The sequence below is a fragment of the Burkholderia sp. BCC0398 genome, assembly GCF_902833245.1.
GTDB lineage: Bacteria > Pseudomonadota > Gammaproteobacteria > Burkholderiales > Burkholderiaceae > Burkholderia > Burkholderia sola.
Genome location: NZ_CADFEM010000001.1, coordinates 262792 through 278240 on the forward strand (window position 1 = coordinate 262792; position 15449 = coordinate 278240).

The 15449-nt window shown below is 68.4% G+C and carries 13 protein-coding genes; 9 read left to right on the forward strand and 4 right to left on the reverse strand.

Annotation, left to right across the window (positions count from 1 at the left end; translation table 11 throughout):
- Positions 1 to 9 precede the first annotated feature (9 nt).
- The 6 genes from HWX76_RS01125 (at position 10) to HWX76_RS01150 (ending at position 5858) form a co-directional block, all read left to right on the forward strand.
- Positions 10 to 1077 (forward strand): ABC transporter substrate-binding protein, encoded by a 1068-nt coding sequence (locus HWX76_RS01125; RefSeq protein ID WP_050017354.1) that lies wholly within the window; start codon positions 10 to 12, stop codon positions 1075 to 1077.
- Positions 1078 to 1090: 13 nt separating this feature from the next.
- Positions 1091 to 1933: an ABC transporter permease gene (locus HWX76_RS01130; protein ID WP_050017353.1), complete on the forward strand. Its 843-nt coding sequence runs from the start codon at positions 1091 to 1093 to the stop codon at positions 1931 to 1933.
- Between the two features lie 24 nt (positions 1934 to 1957).
- Positions 1958 to 2773: an ABC transporter permease gene (locus HWX76_RS01135; RefSeq protein WP_050017352.1), complete on the forward strand. Its 816-nt coding sequence runs from the start codon at positions 1958 to 1960 to the stop codon at positions 2771 to 2773.
- Between the two features lie 40 nt (positions 2774 to 2813).
- Positions 2814 to 3659, forward strand: a complete 846-nt coding sequence (locus HWX76_RS01140) for an ABC transporter ATP-binding protein (RefSeq protein WP_050017351.1) — start codon at positions 2814 to 2816, stop codon at positions 3657 to 3659.
- Between the two features lie 148 nt (positions 3660 to 3807).
- On the forward strand, positions 3808 to 4761 hold the full coding sequence (locus HWX76_RS01145; RefSeq protein ID WP_050017350.1) for a TauD/TfdA family dioxygenase: 954 nt from the start codon (positions 3808 to 3810) through the stop codon (positions 4759 to 4761).
- 149 nt (positions 4762 to 4910) lie between these two features.
- Positions 4911 to 5858, forward strand: coding sequence for a TauD/TfdA family dioxygenase (locus tag HWX76_RS01150; protein WP_124630467.1), 948 nt, complete (start codon positions 4911 to 4913; stop codon positions 5856 to 5858).
- Between the two features lie 45 nt (positions 5859 to 5903).
- Here HWX76_RS01150 and HWX76_RS01155 read toward each other — a convergent pair whose 3' ends face one another.
- Entirely contained in the window at positions 5904 to 7565 is a 1662-nt protein-coding gene (locus tag HWX76_RS01155; protein WP_124630468.1) for an ABC transporter substrate-binding protein, read from the reverse strand.
- Between the two features lie 357 nt (positions 7566 to 7922).
- Between HWX76_RS01155 and HWX76_RS01160 the strand changes: the two genes are divergently transcribed.
- Complete coding sequence (locus HWX76_RS01160) at positions 7923 to 8330, forward strand: DUF427 domain-containing protein (protein WP_176015386.1); 408 nt, start codon at positions 7923 to 7925, stop codon at positions 8328 to 8330.
- A gap of 503 nt (positions 8331 to 8833) precedes the next feature.
- Positions 8834 to 9829 carry a sulfonate ABC transporter substrate-binding protein gene (locus HWX76_RS01165; protein ID WP_050011135.1) on the forward strand — a complete coding sequence of 332 codons (996 nt, stop codon included), beginning with the start codon at positions 8834 to 8836 and terminating at the stop codon, positions 9827 to 9829.
- Positions 9830 to 9833: 4 nt separating this feature from the next.
- On the opposite strand, the gene HWX76_RS01170 is transcribed toward HWX76_RS01165, so the two are convergent.
- Positions 9834 to 10418, reverse strand: coding sequence for a putative glycolipid-binding domain-containing protein (locus tag HWX76_RS01170; protein ID WP_124593796.1), 585 nt, complete (start codon positions 10416 to 10418; stop codon positions 9834 to 9836).
- 207 nt (positions 10419 to 10625) lie between these two features.
- On the opposite strand from HWX76_RS01170, the gene HWX76_RS01175 reads away from it, so the two are divergent.
- Complete coding sequence (locus tag HWX76_RS01175; RefSeq protein ID WP_124630469.1) at positions 10626 to 11534, forward strand: LysR family transcriptional regulator; 909 nt, start codon at positions 10626 to 10628, stop codon at positions 11532 to 11534.
- Between the two features lie 4 nt (positions 11535 to 11538).
- Here HWX76_RS01175 and potE read toward each other — a convergent pair whose 3' ends face one another.
- Together potE and HWX76_RS01185 are read right to left on the reverse strand one after the other, a co-directional pair.
- Positions 11539 to 12924: a putrescine-ornithine antiporter gene (potE, locus tag HWX76_RS01180; protein WP_050011137.1), complete on the reverse strand. Its 1386-nt coding sequence runs from the start codon at positions 12922 to 12924 to the stop codon at positions 11539 to 11541.
- A 70-nt stretch (positions 12925 to 12994) separates the two neighbouring features.
- Positions 12995 to 15259 carry an Orn/Lys/Arg decarboxylase N-terminal domain-containing protein gene (locus tag HWX76_RS01185; protein ID WP_176015510.1) on the reverse strand — a complete coding sequence of 755 codons (2265 nt, stop codon included), beginning with the start codon at positions 15257 to 15259 and terminating at the stop codon, positions 12995 to 12997.
- Between the last annotated feature and the right edge of the window lie 190 nt (positions 15260 to 15449).

The window sequence follows — 15449 nt, forward strand, 5'->3', positions numbered from 1 at the left end:
GATCGATTCATGCTCCCACTGCGCCTGCTGCGATCGCTGCTGATCGCGTCCCTTATTGCGTTGCCGGCCGCCGCCGCGCACGCGGACAAACCCGCCACCATCCGCATCGGCGTCGCCCAGCAAGGCGCCGGCGATCCGCCGACGTTCGGCGGATCGAGCGCCGCCACCGTGCAGTTGCAGCAGCTCGTCGAAAAGGAATTCGCCGCCGACGGCATCAAGGTGGAATGGCTGTTCTTCAAGGGCGCGGGCCCGGCCGTCAACGAGGCGATCGCGAACAAGGCGCTCGACTTCGCGTACCAGGGCGACCTGCCGGCCGTACTCGCACGCTCGAACGGGATCAAGACGCGCCTGCTGCTCGCCGCGAGCGTACGCTCGGGCATCAAGATCGCGGTGCCGCCCGACTCCGCGATCCGCTCGATCAAGGACCTGAAGGACCGCCGCGTGTCGATCTTCCGCGGCACCAACCTGCAGCTCGTCGCCGACAACGCGCTCGCGAAGAACGGCCTCGGCGAACGCGACCTGCGCGTGATCAACCTCGACGCCGCCAGCTCGCTCGCCGCGCTCGCGTCGAAAGGCATCGATGCGTCGGTCGGCGACTACGCGCTCTACAAGCTGCGCGACGCGGGCCTCGCGAAGATCATCTACGAGTCGCAGAACGACGGCCCGCAACTGACGCGCCAGACCCACCTGCTGGTGCTCGACGATTTCGACCGCGCGCACCCGGATATCGTGCAGCGCGTCGTCACCGCGTTCGTGAAGGGCGCGCAATGGTCGTCGGACGAGGCGAACCGCGATGCGCTGTTCAAGCTGTGGGCGAAAAGCGGCGTGCCGTATTCGTCGTGGCAGGCCGACTATGCGAACCAGCGCCTGAAGGACCGCCTGTCCCCGCTGATCGATCCGTTCGTCGTCGCGCGCTACAAGGCCGTGGCTCAAGATGCGCTGAACCTGAAGCTGATCCGCCAGCCGGTCGACGTCGACGGCTGGTTCGAACCGAAGTATCTCGACAATGCGTTGCGCACGTTGAAGCTCGAACACTACTGGCCGCGCTACGACGCCGCCGGCAAGCCCCTCTCCTGACCGGACCATCCCGATGAGCGACACCGCGTTTTCCGTCACGACGACCGAACCGCACACGCTCGCCGTGCCGCCGCGCCGCGCGGTCGTGCTGAAACGGCTCGCGTGGCAGCTCGCCCCGTGGGTGCTGCCCGCGCTGCTGTTCGCGCTGTGGAGCGTCGGCAGCGCGCGCGGCTGGATCGCGCCGCAAATCCTGCCGCCGCCCGAACGGGTGGTCGACACGCTGGCCGAGCTCGCGTCGAGCGGCGATCTCGTGCGCCACACGCTGATCAGCCTGCAGCGCGTGCTTGTCGGCTTCGCGGCCGGCACGCTGCTCGGTGTAGCGATCGGCGTCGCGCTCGGGCTGTCGCGCACGCTGGAAGCCTACGTGCTGCCGAGCTTCAACGCGCTCGTGCAGATTCCGGTGCTCGGCTGGCTGCCGTTCCTGCTGCTGCTCGTCGGCGTCGGCGAGCCGCTGAAGTACCTGCTGATCGCGCATGCGGCGCTCGTCCCGGTCACGCTGAGTACCTTGCAGGGGTTTCGCCAGGCGCCGCCCGCCCTCGACGAAGTCGCGCGCGGGTTCGGCTACACGCGCCGGCAACGGATCGTCCACGTCGTGCTGCCAGCCGCGATCCCGACGCTCGCGACCGGCGTGCGGCTCGCGTTCACGAAGTCGTGGCTCGCGCTCGTCGTGGTCGAACTCGTCGCGTCGTCCGAAGGGCTCGGCTACCTGATCGTGTACGGGCGGCAACTGTTCCAGCTCGATCTCGTGATGGCGGCCGTCGTCGTGGTCGGCGCGGTCGGCCTGCTGATCAACCGGGCGCTCGACGCGCTCGAAGCGCGCCTGCGCCGCGGCGTGCCGTCCGCGTTTCGCGGCTGAACCGCCCTCGAAGGAGAATCGCCCGTGCCGCATGCCGCTACACCGTCGCTCACAGCGCCTACCACGACCGCCCGCCGCCTGCATGCGCCCGACTGGCGCGGCGTCGTGCTGCCGCTCGCCGCGTTTGCGTGCTGGTGGGCCCTCGCTTCCGCACACCTCGTGAAAAGCGGGCTGTTCGTCGGCCCGGCCGACGTGCTGCACACCGCGTGGGCGCAGGCCACGAGCGGCGCGCTCGGCCGCGCGCTGTCGGCGTCGCTCGCGCGCGAAGCGTGCGGGTTCGCGATCGGCGCGACGGGCGGGCTGTTGCTCGGCGCCGTGCTCGGGCTGTCGCGCGTCGCCGCGCGGATGGTCGGCCCGAGCTTCGACACGTTCAAGCAGATCTCGCTGTTCGCGTGGATTCCGCTGATTTCCGTGTGGTTCGGCCTCGGCGACGTCGCGAAGGTCGTGTTCCTGTCGCTCGCCGCGCTGCTGCCCGTCGCCGCCCATACCTGCGACGGCATTCACGCTGTGCCGCGCACGTATGTCGACGTCGCCCGCGCGCTGCGCTACTCGCGGCTTCAGCTGATCGGCTACGTGATACTGCCGGCCGCGTTGCCGTCGATCTTCACCGGCCTGTATCTCGGCCTGATCTATTCGTGGCTCGCGACGCTCGGCGCCGAATACCTGCTCGTCGCCGGCAGCGGGATCGGCAACACGCTGATCGACGGCAGCGAGCAGTTCCGGATGGATCTCGTGCTGTTCGGAATCATCGTCGTCGGCGTGACCGGCTGGGCACTGAACGCGACCGCGCGGGCGATCGAACGCAAGGTGCTGGCCCGGCGCGGCGACCTCGCGCGCTGAGCGCCCTTTCCTTCCGTTTCGCATCCTTTTCCGTACCGCCATGACGACTCTCGCCTCCGATTCGCTCGACATCCTCCATGTCAGCAAGCACTACGCGCAACGCGGCGCGGCGCTCGCCGTGCTCGACGACGTATCGCTGCACGTGCGCGCCGGCGAATTCGTCACGATCGTCGGCGCCAGCGGCTGCGGCAAGTCGACGCTGCTGCGGCTCGTCGCCGGGCTGGACACCGATTACACCGGCGAAATCCGCGCCGGCGGCGAACGCGTGCGCGACACGTCGCTGCAGCGCGGTATCGTGTTCCAGGATCACCGGCTGTTCCCGTGGCTGACCGTCGAACAGAACATCGGCGCCGCGCTGCGCAACGCGCCGCTGGACGCCGCCGCGAAACGGCGCGCGATCGCGGAGCACATTGCGCTCGTCGGGCTGAACGGCTTCGAGCACGCGTTTCCGAACCAGTTGTCGGGCGGGATGGCGCAGCGCGTCGCGATCGCGCGCGGTCTCGTGAACCGCCCGCGCGTGCTGCTGCTCGACGAACCGTTCGGCGCGCTCGACGCGCAGACCCGCGCGAAGATGCAGAACGAACTGCTGCGCATCTGGGAACAGGAGCGCATCACGATGCTCCTCGTCACGCACGACGTCGACGAAGCCGTCTATCTCGGCGACCGCGTCGTCACGATGGCGCCGCGTCCGGGCCGCATCGCGCGCATCGTCGACGTCGCGCTGCCGCGGCCGCGCCGGCGCGATTCGCCGGCATTCGCGCGCTTGCGCGACACGGTGCTCGCCGATTTCGACGACAGCGAACCGCCGGATGACGACGGTTCGGGCGGCAAGCGCATCGACACGGCGCGCCCGCACCGGATCGGCGAATGGCGGCTCGCGTGGTGATCGCATGACGCGCCGATTCGCTCAGCACTACCACACATATCGATCATCGCAGCGCGTACGCTAAGGTTGTGACGATTCATCGGTTCCGGTTCCGCGCCGCGCCTGCTTGAATGGAGACTCGACCGACCCGACTCCCAGGAGACTCCCGATGTCCGATGTCCAGCACGCCGCCCACTCGTCTTCGCCTGCTTCGCACGCCGCGCCGCGCACGGCCGCCGTCCCGCTTCAGCTTCGCCAGGTCGCCGGCCGGATCGGCGCCGAGATTGCCGGCGTGCGGCTGTCGGCCACGCTCGACGACGCGACGTTCGACGCGATCAACGCCGCGCTGCTACGCCACAAGGTGCTGTTCTTCCGCGGCCAGCACCATCTCGACGACACCGCGCAGGAAGCGTTCGCCCGCCGCTTCGGCGACACGGTCGCGCACCCGACCGTGCCGTCCGTCGACGGCAGCGCGGCGCTGCTCGAACTCGATTCCGCGCACGGCGCACGCGCCAATTCGTGGCACACCGACGTGACCTTCGTCGACGCGTACCCGAAGATCTCGATTCTGCGCGCGGTCGTGATCCCGCCGTTCGGCGGCGACACCGTATGGGCCAACACGGCCGCCGCGTATGCGCATCTGCCCGATTCGCTGCGCGCGCTCGCCGACACGCTGTGGGCACTGCATACGAACGCGTACGACTATGCGTCGACGCACGTGCACGCCGACGATACGCAACTGAAGCGCTACCGCGAAGTGTTCACGTCGACCGTCTACGAAACCGAGCATCCGGTCGTGCGCGTGCATCCGGAAACCGGCGAGCGCACGCTCGTGCTCGGGCATTTCGTGCAGCGGCTCAAGGGGCTGTCGGCGCAGGATTCCGCGCATCTGCTGCAGGTGTTCCACGAGCACGTGACGCGCCTCGAGAACACCGTGCGCTGGAACTGGCAGGAAGGCGACGTCGCGATCTGGGACAACCGCGCGACCCAGCACTACGCGATCAACGACTACGGCGATGCGCGCCGCGTCGTGCGCCGCGCGACCGTTCACGGCGACGTGCCGGTCGGCATCGACGGCCGCCAGAGCGTCCTGCTCAAGGGGCCGGGCGCCACGCTGCAATAACGTCGGCGTCCCGCGACGGCGCCGTCTCCCGCGCGCCGTCGCGCTCCTTGCTGGAGGACAACCGCCATGAAGCTCGCACCACCGGACCGACACTTGCACGCGCAACGATGTCGTTCCTCCGTCCCGTTCACTTCCGCCAGGAGCGTCGCATGAGCGCCCTACTCGAACCCGCCGCCCAACCGGTCGACGTGATTCCGCTGTCCGCCCATATCGGCGCGGAAATCCGCGGCGTCGACCTCACGCAACCGTTGACCACGCCGCAGATCGCGGCGATCCGCGCCGCGCTGCTGAAATGGCGCGTGATCTTCTTCCGCGAACAATTCCTCACGCACGAGCAGCATGTCGCGTTCTCCGCGCAGTTCGGCGAGCCGACCGTCGGCCACCCGGTGTTCGGGCACGTCGACGGCCATCCGGCCGTCTATTCGATCGCGAAGCATCGCAAGGCGACGCGCTTCGAAGGCGAGCCGGTGCGCCGGCCCTGGACCGGCTGGCATACCGACGTGACCGCCGCCGTGAATCCGCCGTGGGCGTCGATCCTGCGCGGCGTGACGATCCCGCCGTACGGCGGCGACACGCACTGGACCAACCTCGTGCGCGCGTACGAAACGCTGTCCGCGCCGCTGCGCGGCTTCGTCGACACGCTGCGCGGCATCCATCGCTTTACGCCGCCGCCCGGCGCGCGCGCGACCGGCGCCTTCGACGACGCGGTCGAGCACCGCCCGCTCGTGACCGAACATCCGCTCGTGCGCGTGCATCCGGAGACCGGCGAACGCGCGCTGTACGTGAGCCCGAGCTTCCTGAAATCGATCGTCGGGCTGACGCCGCGCGAGAGCCAGGCGCTGCTCGAACTGCTGTGGGAGCACGTGACGCGGCCGGAATTCACGATCCGCTTCAAGTGGGAGCCGCGCAGCATCGCGTTCTGGGACAACCGTGCGACCGCGCATCTCGCACCCGTCGACATCTTCGATCTCGACTTCGACCGCCAGCTGTATCGCACGACGCTCATCGGCGACGTGCCGGTCGGCCCCGACGGCAGGCCATCGGTCGCGCTCGAAGGCGCGCCGGTCGAAACCGCGGCCGCCGTCGCACTCAACTGATGCGGCAAACTCCGGTGCGCCCGCGGCGCGCCGGCCCCGCTTCGATCAATCGAGCCATACGCCGTCGAACCGGTGCCCGCCGAGCGGCGAGAACGTCAGCCCGTGTACGCGTTTCGAGATCGGCAGCGACACGATCGACGTCGCGATCGGCGTGAATGGCACCTGGTCCTTGAACACCACCTGCGCCTGCTCGTACAGCGCCGTGCGCTTCGCGACGTCCCCGTTCGAACGCGCGGCGGTCACGAGTTGCTCGAAGTCCTTGTTGCACCACTTCGCGAGATTGCTGCCGTGCACCGCGTCGCAGCCGAGCAGCGTGCCGAGCCAGTTGTCGGGGTCGCCGTTGTCGCCCGACCAGCCGTACAGGATCGCGTCGTGCTGGCCGTCGTGCTTCGCACGGCGGTTGTATTCGCCCCATTCGTAACTGACGATCTTCGCGCGCACGCCGATCTTCGCCCAGTCCTGCTGGATCAGTTGCGCCATCAGCTGCGCGTTCGGGTTGTACGGGCGCTGCACGGGCATCGCCCATAACGTCAGGTCGAAGCCGTTCGGGAAGCCGGCCTGCGCGAGCAGCGCCTTCGCGGCGGCCGGATCGCGCGGCGCATCCTTCAGACGCGGGTTGTACGACCATTGCGCGGGCGGCATCGGGTTCGTCGCGATCGTCGCGTCGCCGTTGAACACGGTCTTGACGATCGCCGTCTTGTCGATCGCGATGTCGAGCGCGCGCCGCACGTCGACGCGATCGAGCGGCGGATGCTGCGTGTTGTACGCGACGAAGCCGACGTTGAAGCCCGTCCCCGAAAACAGCGTCAGTTTCGGATCGCGCCGCACGGTCTCGAGGTCGGCCGGCCGCGGAAACGCCGACACCTGGCACTCGCCGGCCACGAGCTTCTGCAATCGCGCGGCCGGATCGGGCGTGATCGCGAACACGAGGCGCGCGAGCTTCACGTCGTCCGGCTTCCAGTAGTCGGGATTCGCGTCGTAGCGGATCAACGCGTCCTTCTGGTACGTACGCAGCACGAACGGCCCCGTGCCGACCGGGAACTGGTTGATGTCCGACTCGCGATGGCGCGCGGCGAGCTGTCCCGCATAGTCGGCCGACAGCACCGACGCGAACGCCATCGCGAGATTGCGCACGAACACGACGTCGGGCGACTTCAGCACGAAGCGCACCGTGTAGTCGTCGACCTTCTCGATACGCTCGACGTTGTGGTCGAAGCCGAGATCGCTGAAATACGGGAAGCTGACCGGATAAGCCCTGCGGAACGGGTCGTCCGGATCGAGCATCCGGCGGAACGTGAACACGACGTCGTCGGCCTGGAACGGCCGCGTCGGCGTGAACCACGCGGTCGTCTGGAATTTCACGCCGCGCCGCAGATGGAACGTGATCGTGCGCTGGTCGGGCGACACGTCCCAGCTCGTCGCGAGCGCCGGTTCGAGATCGAGCGTGCCGCGCTTGAACTGCACGAGCCCGTTGTAGACCGGGTACGTGCTCGCATCGAAATCGGTGCTCGTCGTGTGCTGGCCGGGATCGAAGCCGGCGGGGCTGCCTTCGGTGCAGTACACGAGTGTCTTGCCTGCCGGCGCGGCGAGTGCGTGCGTCGCGGCGCCGGCCAGCAGCAGCGACGCGGCGATGCAGCGGAGCGCGACAGCGGCAGGCGATACGCCGCGCGAACGGCGCGCGGCTGACGAAACGAAAGGATTCTTCATGGTGGCAAAGGGAAGAAAGAGGTGTCATGCGAATGACGACCGTCGATCTTCGCGCGCCGCCCGCCGATCGCTTACCAATTAATTCCGCGTTGCTTATCGTCGCGGATGCATCCCGCTGCCGCTGCGTCGGAATGGCCATGCGAGCGCCGTGGACATGCCGAATACCGTTGCGGCCGGCCGCCCCGGGCGTGCGCATCGAAACCATTCGCACCGCCGGTCTTCCGGCCCTCTGCAGGTTCTCCGGAATGGGTGCATCGTATCGGTTGGCCGACGCCGGCATCGGCGCGCGGGAATCCGCCCGGCGTGCACATGTCGGCACGGCGCGTCCGTGCGCGCCGCTCTTCCTGGAGGACCCAGATGTCGATCAACCCCGATACGCCCTCTCGTCCCGTGAAGTCGCCGGGCCCCGATCACCCGATCCTGATCGAACCGCATTCGTCGCGCGTGATCGTGCAGGTCGCCGGCAAGGTCGTCGCCGATACGCGCCATGCGCTGGTGCTGCGCGAGGCCAGCTATCCGGCGGTGCTGTACATTCCGCGCGAGGATGCCGACATGTCGCTGCTCGAACGCACCGACCACGCGACTTACTGCCCGTACAAGGGCGATTGCGCGTACTACTCGATTCCGGCCGGCGGCGAACGCTCGACCAACGCGGTGTGGACGTACGAGCATCCGAATCCGGCCGTCGAATCGATTCGCGGGCACCTCGCGTTCTATCCGGACCGCGTCGATTCGATCGAGGAAAGCCTGCTCGTCACCGCGTGAGCGCGGCGGCGCCCCGCCGCGTCACCGTTCACGCATCGTCCGGCCGCTGATTTGCATATGCGGATTCATTGGTTGGCCGCCGTCCCGCCGGGCCGTATCGTCTCGACTCCGGCGCGGGCCGGCCCGTTGCGCGCGTCGCCCGCATCCGGCCCGGTCCCGCGCCGGCCGCGCCGCCTTCGCGCGCGCCCCGTGAACCCGCCAGCAGGACGCCTTAGGGCGTGTTCACGCTAATAACGGGTTTGCGAACGTGCCTTTCCGCCCGCAGTGCAAGGAGTAAGGAGCGCCGTTTGGCCGTGCCAAACAAGCGACGCACGACGCCGCAATGTGGGCGGAAAGGCACGTTCCCCTGTTTGGAAAAATTCATTCGCGGGGCTGGCCCCCAGAAGGGCCGATCGCCGCGTCATGCTCCTCGCGAATACGTCGAGTATTCGCTTCGTCGCAATCCTCGCGCTCGGCCCTTCTGGGGGCCAGCGCAAACCCGTTATTAGCGTGAACACGCCCTAATGAACGACACACCGCACGCAGACCTTGAAACGACCCCGGCGAACCCGCGCCGCCGCCAGTGGCTGCATGGCGCGGCCGCCGGACTGGCCGGGCTCGCGCTCGGCCCGCTCGCGGCCGTGCCCGCCCGCGCGGCCGCCGACAGCGGCACGCGGCTGCGCGTCGGCTTCCAGAAATACGGCAACTTCGTCGTGCTCAAGGCGCGCGGCACGCTCGAGAAGCGTCTCGCGAGCCAGGGCGTCACCGTGCAATGGCTCGAATTCCCGGCCGGCCCGCAACTGCTCGAAGGGCTGAACGCCGGCGCGATCGACGTCGGCACGGTCGGCGAAACCCCGCCGATTTTCGCGCAGGCCGGCGGCGTCGAGTTCGTCTACATCGGCAACGAGCCGCCCGCGCCGCAGGGCGAGGCGATCGTCGTGCTGCCCGATTCGCCGATCCGCACCGTCGCGCAACTGCGCGGCAAGAAGGTCGCGTTCAACAAGGGTTCGAACGTCCACTACCTGCTGGTGAAGGCGCTCGAACATGCGGGCCTCACCTATGCCGACATCCAGCCGATCTACCTGACGCCCGCCGACGCGCGCGCCGCGTTCGTGCAGCGCAGCGTCGATGCGTGGGTGATCTGGGATCCGTACCTGGCCGCCGCCGAACGACAGCTCGGCGCGCGCGTGGTCGCGAACGGCGAAGGGCTCGTGCGCAACACGCAGTACTACCTCGCGGCGCGCAAGTACGCGGCCGCGCATCCGCAGGTGCTGCGCGCGCTGCTCGACGAAGTCGACGCGGTCGATCGCTGGGCGCGCGATCACGTGCCGGAGGTCGCCGCGCAACTGTCGCCGCTCGTCGGCCTCGACGCGCCGACGCTCGAAGTCGCGCTCAAGCGTGCCGGCTACGGCGTGCAGCCGATCACCGACGCGACGGTCGCGTACCAGCAGAGCATTGCCGACGCGTTCAGCACGCTGAAGCTGATTCCGGGCAAGCTGTCGGTCGCCAGCGCGCGGTGACGCGTCACGACGCCCGTGCCGCGCCGATGCGCCGCCATTCGTCGTAGTCGGTGACGAGGCCCGCATCGTCGATGCCGATATCGGCCGCGTACGTGCCGCTCTCGTAGCGGTACACGTACGGCGCCGTGCGCGTATAGCGCTGTTCGCCGCGCACGATGGCGAGATCCGGGAAACGCAGCCACGCGGTGCGAATCTCCGCCGACTCGCCGACGGCGAGCGCCAGCCGGCGAATCGGCAGCGTATTGGTCGACGGACTGAAGCCGAGATCGATATCGGTCGCGCCCGCGAGCGCCGGCGCAGCGATACCGTCGATCGTCCACTGCCCCGCGTCGCACGCGATGTCCCATTGCCGGGGCGGCGCGGTGCCGGTCCAATGCGTCACGCGCGCCGAGCGCGTGAGCCAGTCGGCGCCGCATGCGACCGCGTAGTCGATACGAAACGGCGTGCCGTCGATCGCGCCCGCCACCGCACCCGCCAGCGCGTTGCCCGTTGGCGACTCGTCGAGCCGGCACCATTCGGCCGCCTGCCACGTCTGCACGATCTGCCATGCGACGCAATGCGTCCGTCGCGCTTCGTTCCGTTGCGTCATGTCGCGTCTCCTGTCGGCCGTGTGAAAGCACGCCGATTTTCGCGCACGGCGCGGACGAACGCACGCGGCTTTGGCGGCACCGTAAGCGCACCGGCCGATAGTCAGTATCGGCCCGACGCACACCATCGCGTCGACGCCGCTTTGGTACCATCCGTCGATCGGTAAAAATCGAACCGGAAGACATCGGAAAACACGAGGCGCGACTTCATGGATCTGTTGGCGACGATGCGCATCTACGTGAGAGTCGTGGAGCGCGGCACGATGTCCGGCGCGGCGCGGGATCTCGACATGGGCCAACCGGCCGTCAGCGAACGCATCGAGAAACTCGAAAAGCATCTCGGCACGCGGCTGCTGATGCGCAGTGCGCGCACGCTCGCGTGCACGGAGGAAGGCCGCCTCTTCTACGAACGCAGCAAGGCGCTGCTCGAAGCGGCCGAACTGGCCGTGGCGTCGGTGTCGAAGACGGAGAACGCGCTCGACGGCACGATCCGGCTCGCGGCGCCGCAGTGTTTCGGCGAGGTCGTGCTACCGGCCGTGCTGATGCAGATCCGCACCGCGTATCCGAAGCTGCACATCGACCTGGTGCTGAACGACGAGATCGTCGATCCCGTCACCGAGGGGGTCGACATTTCGATCCGGGCCGGCCAGCTCCGCGACGGCGGCTTCGTCGCCTACGCGCTTGGCGCGGTCGGCCGCGTGCTCGTCGCCGCGTCGTCGTATCTCGAGCGGCACGGCCCGCTCGACACGAAGGCCGATCTCGCGAACCATCCGTTCATCCGGGTGAAAGGCGTGTTCGCGAACGAGCAGGTACCGCTGCGGCGCGACGGCGGTGCGGTCGAATACGCGCGCATCCGCACGGTCATGACCGCGAGCCACTGGCGCCCGATGTTCGACACGATCGCGGCGGGCGGCGGTATCGGCGTGGTCCAGCACCCGGCTTGCGCCGACGCGCTCGCGCGCGGCCGGCTCGTTCGCCTCTTGCCGCACTACGACGTGCCCGACTTCGCGCTCAATGTGCTAGTGCACGCGCAGCGGCCGCTGCCGCCGCGCGTGCGGGCCGTCGTCGATCTGTTGAAACGCACCCTGCCGCCGCTGCTGACGACGCCCGACCGCTAGGGCTTCACGCCTGCAGCGACTTCCCCGGCTCCTTCACGTGCGCGTCGACTTCCATCTGGTAGAAGCGCGCGCTGACGAAGCCGAACAGCGTCCAGCCGAGGAACACGCACAGGCCGCCGAGCATCAGCGCCTGCTCGCCCGAACTGTAAAGCGCGTAGAAGCTGTACGCGGTTGCGACCATCGCGACCGCGTTCGTCACCAGCGCCTTGCCCGGCGGCACCTTCGCGACCTTCTGGATCGTGATCAGCGCGGCCATCGACATCACGTAGGGCACGAGGTTCGTGACGACCGCGAGATCGACGATCTTCTGGAACTGGCTGCTCAGCTCCGGGCTGATCGTCATCAGCGCCAGCGCGACCTGCGCGACCAGCAGGATCACCATGCCGACGATCGGCGTGCCCGTGCGCGTCGCGCGGGCGAACACCGGCAGGAAATAGCCGACGTCCGCCGAGCTCTTGAACACCTGCGCGACCGTGAACTGCCAGCCGAGCAGCGAGCCGATGCACGCGATCACCATCAGCGCGGTGACGATCGTGCCGACGGTCGGCGTGAACATCGTCGCGAACGCGAGGCCGAACGGCGCGTTCGACGCCGCGAGGATCGCGTTGGGCACGATCCCGGCGATCACGTTGGTCGACACGATATAGAAGATCGCCGACGCGATCGTGCCGCCGAGCACGGCGATCGGCACGTTGCGCTCCGGATTCTCGACGGCGTCCGCGTTCGCGCACGCCGATTCGAGCCCGAGGAACGCCCACAGCGTCACCGCGATCGAGCCGCCGACGGCCGGCCCGAACGGCAGGTTGTGCGGATTCCACGCGGCGCCCCAGGTCGCGCCGCTGAACCAGAACCAGCCGATCAGCGATACGACGACGACCGGAATGATCACGCCCCACACCGTCACCGCGCCGATCCGGCCAGTGATGCGCGAGCCGCCGAAGTTCGCGACCGTCGTCAGCACGAGCAGGAAGATCGTCCACAGGCCCGTCTGCAGCGGCGACAGCGTCGCGTCGAACAGCACGGTGCCGTAGCCGACCGCCGTGACGCCGATCGCGACGTTGGCGATCACGAGCGACAGCCCGTACGTGTAGTTCGCCATGTAGTTGCCGGCCTTGCCGAACGCGTATTCCGCGTAGCCGCCCATCCCGCCCGGCTTGCGGCTCAGCATCCCGCAGCGCGCGAACGCGTAGGCCAGCGCGAGCGAGCCGCCGGCCGTGACGATCCACGACAGCAGCGAGATCGTGCCGACCTGCGCGAGCTTCGCCGGCAGCAGGATGATGCCGGAGCCCATCATGTTGACCGCGGTGAGGATGGTGAGCTGCCAGACGTTCATCCGGTTCTTCGGCGCGGCCGCCGGGGCCGCGTCGGCCAGGTGCGCTGCGTTGTCCATGGTGTTCGATCCTTCGATGTGAGGCCGCCGCGCGGCCGGTCGCCCGTTCGCCCGGTCAGGCTTCGGGGCTTCAGGCCGTCAGGCAGTACACGCGATACGTGCCGTCCTCGACTTCCACGCCGTGCGTGTCGTGCGCGAAGCCCGGAAAACGCCGGTCGTATGCTTCGAGCGCCTTCAGGTAGCCGAGCACCGGGCCGCCGGCCGGCCCCGCGTTCTCGCCCGGCATCAACAGCGGAATGCCCGGCGGATACGGCACGACGCCGGTCGCCACCGTGCGCCCGGCCAGTTCGTCGAGCGTGACCTGCTCGACGCGGCCCTGCACGAGATGCTCGTACGCGCGCACCGGGCTCATCTCCGGCTTCGGCAGGATCGAGAACGCCTCCGACATCAGGCGCGTCGTGCCGAGCTGCTCCATCGCCGCGAACATCGTGTCGGCCAGATCCTTCAGCCCCATGCCCGCATAGCGCGAACCATGCTCCTGCGCGAGCGACGGAATCGCCATGTCGAGGGGCAGGTTCGCGTCGTAGTCGCGCTTGAAATCGCACAGCGCGCTGACGAGCGAGCCCCACTTGCCCTTCGTGATGCCGATCGAGAACAGGAACAGGATCGTGAAATCGGTCGTCTTCTCGACGACGATCCCGCGCGCATCGAGATACGCGGTGACGACGCTCGCCGGGATGCCGACCGGCATCAGGCCGCCGGCCGGCGCCACGCCCGGCGTGACGATCGACACCTTGATCGGGTCGAGCATGCAGTAGCCGTCCTCGATATTGCCGAAGCCGTGCCATTGCGCGCCGGGGCGCAGCACCCAGCACGCCGGGTCGGTCGCGAGCAGCTCGGGCGGCGCTTCGTGGAACGGCAGCGTGCGGCCCGTGCGCGCCTCGAGCACGGTGTCGGGCTGCCAGCATTCGAAGAACCAGTCGCCCTTCGCGCCGAATTCGCCGTTCATCCGCGCGATCATCTGCCGGAACGCGACGGCCTCCTCGATCGATTCGCGCGTCAGCGCGGCGCCGCCGGGGCCGTCCATCATCGCGGCCGCGACGTCGTTCGACGCGATGATCGCGTAGTTCGGCGACGTCGACGCGTGCATCATGAACGTTTCGTTAAACTGACCATGCGGAATCGGGCTGCGGCCGTCGCGCACGTGGATGTACGACGCCTGCGACAACGCGGTCAGCAGCTTGTGCGTCGACTGCGTCGCGAATACCGTCGGCCGGTCCTTGTGGTGGTCGCGCGGGTCGCCGTGCATCGCATGGCGGTCGCGGTAGATCGGATTGAAACGCGCGTAGCCGTACCACGCTTCGTCGAAGTGCAGCCGGTCGACGCTCGCGCCGAGCAGCTCCTCGACGCGCGTCACGTTATAGCAGAGGCCGTCGTACGTCGAGTTCGTGACGATCGCATGCTTCGGCTGGCGGTCGGCGAGCCCCGCCGCGAGCGGGTTCGACGCGATCGCCTCGCGGATCGCCGCTTGCGTGAGGCGCTCCGATGCGATCGGCCCGATGATCCCGTAGCGGTTGCGCGTCGGCACGAGGTAGGTCGGAATCGCGCCCGACATCGTCATCGCATGCTCGGCCGACTTGTGGCAGTTGCGGTCGCACAGCGCGATCTGGTCGCGGCTCACGCTCGCCATCAGGATGATGCGGTTCGACGTCGACGAGCCGTTCGTCACGTGATACGTGCGATGCGCGCCGAACACGCGCGCCGCATAGCGTTCGCTTTCGCCGATCGGGCCCGAGTGATCGAGCAGCGAGCCGAGTTCGCCCACCGAGATCGACAGGTCCGAGCGAAACAGCGATTCGCCGAAGTATTCGAAGAACGCGCGGCCGACCGGCGATTTCAGGAAGCCGGTGCCGCCCGTGTGGCCCGGCGTATGCCACGAGTATTCGTAGACGCGCGAGAACTTCGCGAGCGCGCCGAACATCGGCGGCAGCACGGTCGAGCGATAGCGTTCGATCGCCGCGTGGATGCGCCCGCCGATGAAGTCGGCCGTATCCTCGAGCAGCCACACGAAATCGTCGACCTTGCCCATCACCGCGGCCGGCACCGTCGACGCGACGCTGCGGTCGGCCAGCAGGAAGATCGGCACGTTGGCATTGCGATGCCGGATCGCATCGACCACGGCCTCGGACGGCCCGTGGCCGTCCACGCCGAGATCCCAGTCGAGCAGCACGCACTGGATCGACGGATCGGAGCGGATCAGCACGATGGCATCGTCGGAGGACGTCGCCGTCAACACGTCGATACCGCGTTGCGCGAGCTCCGCGCTCAGCGTGCGCACCGCACGCCCGGTTGCCGTTTCCTGCGCGATCTCGTCGTCGACGAGTAACGCACGCATGCCGAGACGACGCATGCCGCCAGTGGAAGTGTTCACGTTGTTGCCCTCGCTGTTGCGTTGCTTCGATTGGTATCGTTCGTCTCACGAGCACGCGGACGGCAGGTCACGGGCAGCGGCATGAGACGCTCGCCATTCCGGCTTGATTCGCCATCCAGTTCGGAGCCGACTATGCCATGAACGCCTTACGATG